Origin of the sequence: Flavobacterium sp. GSP27, assembly GCF_003970395.1 — a bacterium.
Lineage (GTDB): Bacteria > Bacteroidota > Bacteroidia > Flavobacteriales > Flavobacteriaceae > Flavobacterium.
In genome coordinates, this window is the sequence record NZ_RYDP01000021.1 from 23,385 (window position 1) to 29,384 (window position 6,000).

Genomic DNA, 6,000 nt, shown 5'->3' on the forward strand with positions numbered 1-6,000 from the left:
CATGAAAGCAAAAGCATTTGATACTAGATTATTCAAACGAATATTAAAATTTACCAAACCCTATCAATGGCGTTTTAACGGAGTGATTATTTTTGCCGTTTCGCTATCAGTATTTGCGGCATTGCGCCCGTATTTATTGAAACAAACTGTAGATGGTTACATTTCGACCCAAGACCAACAGGGATTATTATTGTATGTGATCCTGATGGGAATTGTACTATTGCTGGAGGTATTCTCGCAGTTTTACTTTGTGTATTGGGCAAACTGGCTCGGTCAGGATATTGTAAAAGACATTCGGACAAAACTGTTTCAACACATTTTGAGTTTCCGAATGAAATATTTTGATCACGTTCCCGTAGGACAGCTCGTGACACGCTCGGTTTCGGATATAGAATCCATTGCTCGTATTTTCAGTCAGGGTTTGTTTATGATTATCAGTGACTTGATGAAAATGTTCGTAGTACTGATTTTCATGTTTTACATGAACTGGAAACTGACTTGGATCGTAATTATTGCAATGCCCATTCTGGTTTATTTTACCCGAATTTTTCAGCGTAAAATGCAAGTCGCTTTTGAAGAAGTGCGAAATCAAATCGCTAACATGAACTCGTTTGTTCAGGAACGTGTGACAGGAATGAAGATTGTACAACTCTTTAATCGTGAAAAAATCGAATACAACAAATTCAAAAATATCAATGACAAGCACAAAAAAGCGTGGATAAAAACCATTCTGTATAACTCCATATTTTTTCCTATTGCAGATATCATTTCGTCCTTAACCCTTGGTTTTATTGTACTATATGGCGGCATCAAGATCTTGAACGGAGATAATTTTACCACTTTTGGGGATTTATTTTCCTATACAATGTTCATTGGAATGTTGTTTAACCCGTTGCGCCAAATTGCTGATAAGTTCAACGAGATGCAACTGGGAATGATTGCGGCAAACCGTGTTTTTGACATTTTAGACACCGAAGATCAAATTCAGGATACCGGAATTATTGAAGCTCCAATTTTTAAAGGAGATATCGAATTCAAGAATGTCCGTTTTGGATATATTCCGGATGAAGAAGTAATAAAAGGAATCGATCTGGAGGTAAGTGCCGGTCAAACGATTGCCATCGTAGGGTCTACAGGTGCCGGAAAATCTACGATCATAAACTTACTGAATCGTTTTTACGAAATCAATAGTGGCTCTATTTACATCGATAATCACAATATTGAGAATTACACTTTAGGTTCCTTACGTAAACAAATTGCAGTAGTATTGCAGGATGTTTTCCTTTTTGCCGATACTATTTTCAACAACATCACCTTGAATAATCCTGAAATTAATCGGGAACAGGTTTTGGCTGCAGCCAAAAATATTGGCGTCCATGAATTCATCATGAGCTTACCGGATAATTATGATTTTGACGTGAAGGAACGCGGCGTTATGCTTTCTTCCGGTCAGCGTCAATTAATTGCTTTCTTGAGAGCGTATGTGAGTAATCCAAGTATTTTGATTCTGGATGAAGCTACTTCATCGATTGACACCTACTCTGAAGAATTGATTCAGCGTGCTACAGAAACCATTACTAAAGGCAGAACTTCGATTGTGATTGCGCACCGTTTGGCCACGATTGTCAATGCTGATAAAATTGTGGTAATGGACAAAGGACTGATTGTAGAACAAGGAACGCATCAGGAATTAATCAACCGCGAAAGTGGGTATTACAAGAATTTGTATGATTCTCAGTTTTCGGTAGCAAATTAGTTTTTGCTGCAAAGGAATAGCAGTTACAAAAACAAAGATCGATTTACACTTTTGCAATTTGTTCAAAACAAAGATGTTTTCTTGAAAATTAGTTAGTTTGCTACTTTATTACTTTGAAACTTTCTCAAAACAGAATAAATCCTTAAATTCGCCCAATCAATTAAATAAGAAAAACACATAAAAATGAAATACGATATTATAGTTTTAGGAAGTGGTCCAGGTGGTTATGTTACAGCTATTAGAGCATCACAATTAGGCTTTAAAGTAGCCGTAATCGAAAAAGAAAATTTAGGTGGTGTGTGCTTGAATTGGGGCTGTATCCCGACGAAAGCGTTGCTGAAATCAGCTCAGGTTTTTGATTATCTAAAACACGCTTCTGATTACGGATTGACTATTTCATCATTTGATAAAGACTTCCCTGCTGTTGTACAACGCAGTCGCAGCGTAGCTGACGGAATGAGCAAAGGGGTTCAATTCTTGATGAAAAAAAATAAAATCGATGTGATTGATGGCTTTGGAAAACTAAAACCAGGAAAAAAAATTGATGTTACGGACAAAGACAATAAAATTACTGAATACAGTGCAGATCATATCATTATCGCTACTGGAGCACGTTCTCGTGAATTGCCAAACTTGCCTCAAGATGGTATAAAAGTAATAGGATATCGTCAAGCAATGACATTACCAACACAACCAAAATCAATGATTATCGTTGGTTCTGGAGCGATTGGAGTAGAGTTTGCACATTTCTACAACTCTATGGGAACCGAGGTAACTATTGTAGAATTTATGCCTAATGTAGTTCCTGTTGAAGACGAAGACATTTCGAAACAAATGGAGCGTTCTATGAAAAAAGCAGGTGTCAAAATTATGACCAGTTCCTCTGTTGAGAAAATTGATACCACTGGAGCAGGTGTTAAAGCGTATGTAAAAACAGCAAAAGGAGAAGAAGTGTTAGAAGCTGAGATTTTACTTTCGGCTGTTGGAATCAAAACAAACATTGAAAACATAGGATTAGAAGAAGTAGGAATCGCTACTGACAAAGATAAAATTTTGGTAAATGCTTACAACCAAACTAACATTCCGGGTTATTACGCTATTGGTGATGTTACGCCAGGACAAGCACTAGCACATGTAGCTTCTGCCGAAGGAATCAATTGTGTGGAGAAAATTGCAGGATTACACGTGGAACCTATCGATTACGGAAACGTACCGGGCTGTACCTATGCCACTCCTGAAATTGCTTCTGTAGGTTTGACTGAAAAACAAGCTAAAGAAAAAGGATACGAATTAAAAATTGGTAAATTCCCATTTTCAGCTTCCGGAAAAGCAAAAGCTTCCGGTACACCAGATGGTTTTGTAAAAGTAATTTTTGATGCTAAATACGGAGAATGGTTAGGATGTCACATGATTGGAGCCGGAGTTACCGATATGATTGCTGAGGCAGTTGTAGCGCGTAAACTGGAAACTACAGGACACGAAATTTTAAAATCAATTCACCCACACCCAACCATGAGTGAAGCGGTTATGGAAGCGGTTGCTGATGCGTATGGTGAGGTAATACATTTATAGATTGTAAATTAACAATTTTTGATTTCAGATTTATTAATCCGATTTGTTCATACAAATCGGATTTTTTTATGAAATCATTTCCAACACCAAACGCTTATTTTGTGGGAATTTAACATATTAACATTTATTTACAAAGCAGGGTTATGAATCTATTCAATTCTGCTTTATATTTGTATTTCGAGGATTTTTACTCGTTTAATTCTGATTTTATTCCATTATAAATGAATACTGAAACCAACCGTTTTTCGAATACACTGCATGAAAACCAAAATAAAAGTTGGGTAAGAGCCATAGATTCCTCTAAAATCATCAATTGGATTGATGATTTGTTCAAAATATTATTTCCGGAGAAAGCTTTAGAAACGATCCAAATTGAATTGCTTTTGGACCAAAACAAAGCCTGTTTTATTGCTATCCTATCGGAAATTGTAAAAGACAAAACGGCCAATGAAATTCTAGATGATGCCGAATCTTTTTATCGCGCGCTTCCAAAACTTTATGATTCGATGCAAAAAGATGCACAAGCTATTCTGGATACGGATCCCGCTGCTGATTGCATTCAGGAAATTATCAATTCCTATCCCGGTTTTTTTGCTATAGAAGTTTACCGTATTGCTAACGCTATTGCTTCTCGTACCTCGTGTCTGCTGCCGCGAATTCTAACCGAATATGCTCATAGCAAAACCGGAATCGACATTCACCCCAGTGCCACAATTGATGTTCCATTCATGATTGATCACGGTACCGGAATTGTCATTGGCGAGACTACAATCATAGGGAAACACGTAAGCATTTATCAAGGAGTCACTTTGGGAGCATTGCAAGTAGAGAAAAATATGCAGGAAAAAAAACGCCATCCTACCGTAGAAGATCATGTAATTATTTATGCAAATGCCACTATTTTGGGTGGCAGCACCATCATAGGAAACCACAGTATTGTAGGCGGAAACACGTTTATCACCAAGAGTATGAATCCGTATTCCTTTGTTATGCAATCCAATAAAAATACGGTTCTGAATCAGCAGGAAATAAAAGATATTAATTTTTTCTCTATATAAATATTATGAAATACAATAACATACTCGAAACAATAGGCAACACCCCACATGTAAGAATCAATCGTTTATATGGTGCCAATCACAATGTATGGATCAAATTAGAACGTGCCAATCCCGGTGCCAGTATCAAGGACAGGATCGCTCTTGCCATGATTGAAGATGCCGAAACCAAAGGATTATTAAAAGCCGGAGGTACTATCATTGAAGCCACTTCCGGAAATACAGGAATTGGACTCGCGATGGTTGCGGCCGTAAAAGGCTATAAATTAATATTAGTAATGCCTGAATCAATGTCCATAGAAAGACGCCGACTCATGAGCCTTTATGGTGCCGAATTTGTCTTGACGCCCCGTGAAAAAGGGATGAAAGGCGCGCTGGAAAAAGCACAGGAATTAGTTACCGAAATACCTAATGCCTGGTCACCACTTCAGTTTGAAAATCCCGCCAACATCGAAATTCATAAAACAGCCACCGCACAGGAAATTATAAAAGCATTCCCTGACGGTCTGGATTATTTGATCACAGGCGTAGGAACCGGAGGGCACATCACGGGTTGTGCCGAAATATTGAAAAAACATTTCCCAAACCTGAAAGTATATGCAGTTGAACCTGATGCTTCTCCCGTTATCAGCGGTGGCACCCCGGCTCCCCACCCTATTCAGGGAATTGGAGCAGGATTCATACCCATCAACTTGCGTACTGATTTACTGGACGGAACCATCCAAGTAAGCAAAGACGATGCATTTGCCTATACCCAAAGAGCCGCAAAAGAAGAAGGCATGTTCATAGGAATATCCTCTGGAGCATCTCTGGCAGCGGTAGCAAAAAAACTACCAGAAATCCCAGAAAATGCTAAAATATTAACCTTTTGTTACGACACTGGCGAACATTATTTAAGCATCGAAGGCTTATTTGTATAAACAAAAATCTTCATTAAAATACAAACCGATTTGTGAAAACAAGTCCGTTTTTTTAGGCTTTTCATTTTTATGGGCGTGTCTTTGTTGCAAAACTATTGTCCAAACAGATTGATCTTAAAATAATGTTTAGCATAATGCTCCTTTTGACTTTATGCCGTTTAAACTTCCGACTTACTTAGTTGGCTTTTGGGATAAAGCAGACAATAAAAATACGTAAGTTTTTGCAACCCAAGAATTTGTAAAAAAACAGAAAAAGTTCCCAGAAACGAAATAGCAAGAGCTAGCAAAATATTTTGAAGATAGACCAAAAAAGATAATGCCCTGACAACTACAAAATAAAAGATAAATATATCAGAAAACATTAAACGGAAGAAAGAGAAAAACATAAATATCAACTTCGTACGGATATTTAGGACGGATGATTAAAATACCAGACAAAAACAAAACTTAATTCAAGAACAATTGGGGAAACTTACTAGTGTCTCAAAAGCAAAGATTTCTATACTTGAAAGCAATACCAATAGCCCAACGATTGAAACAATATTTAAAGTGTTTAGCGCCTTAAAAGCGAATATCAATTTTAATATGACAATTAAAAAAAAGAATTTGTAATTAACTTTTTAGTACATGACAAAAAAGATATTTCATTGAAAACCAATTAAATAAGCAACAATAAAATAGGATAAAAGACTGA

The 6,000-nt window shown here is 37.0% G+C and carries 4 protein-coding genes and 1 pseudogene; all 5 read left to right on the top strand.

Going from position 1 to position 6,000, the window contains the following annotated elements; genetic code table 11:
- The first annotated feature begins 1 nt into the window (after position 1).
- The gene (locus tag EKM05_RS13890; RefSeq protein WP_126556232.1) at positions 2-1,756 is read left to right on the top strand and encodes an ABC transporter ATP-binding protein; all 1,755 of its coding nucleotides are present in this window, start codon (positions 2-4) and stop codon (positions 1,754-1,756) included.
- A 183-nt stretch (positions 1,757-1,939) separates the two neighbouring features.
- Positions 1,940-3,328, top strand: a complete 1,389-nt coding sequence (gene lpdA / locus EKM05_RS13895; RefSeq protein ID WP_126556235.1) for a dihydrolipoyl dehydrogenase — start codon at positions 1,940-1,942, stop codon at positions 3,326-3,328.
- A gap of 221 nt (positions 3,329-3,549) precedes the next feature.
- A complete protein-coding gene (locus EKM05_RS13900; protein WP_126556238.1) occupies positions 3,550-4,386 on the top strand; it encodes a serine O-acetyltransferase in 837 nt (278 codons plus the stop codon).
- 5 nt (positions 4,387-4,391) lie between these two features.
- The gene (gene cysK / locus EKM05_RS13905) at positions 4,392-5,306 is read left to right on the top strand and encodes a cysteine synthase A (RefSeq protein WP_126556240.1); all 915 of its coding nucleotides are present in this window, start codon (positions 4,392-4,394) and stop codon (positions 5,304-5,306) included.
- Positions 5,307-5,750: 444 nt separating this feature from the next.
- Positions 5,751-5,918 (top strand): annotated as a pseudogene (locus EKM05_RS14710) (helix-turn-helix domain-containing protein); the annotation flags it as partial.
- Positions 5,919-6,000 lie beyond the last annotated feature (82 nt).

Coding starts and splice junctions, on each gene's coding strand:
- cysK (WP_126556240.1), top strand. CDS start 4,392: ATGAAATACAATAACATACTCGAAACAATAGGCAACACCCCACATGTA.
- EKM05_RS13900 (WP_126556238.1), top strand. CDS start 3,550: ATGAATACTGAAACCAACCGTTTTTCGAATACACTGCATGAAAACCAA.
- EKM05_RS13890 (WP_126556232.1), top strand. CDS start 2: ATGAAAGCAAAAGCATTTGATACTAGATTATTCAAACGAATATTAAAA.
- lpdA (WP_126556235.1), top strand. CDS start 1,940: ATGAAATACGATATTATAGTTTTAGGAAGTGGTCCAGGTGGTTATGTT.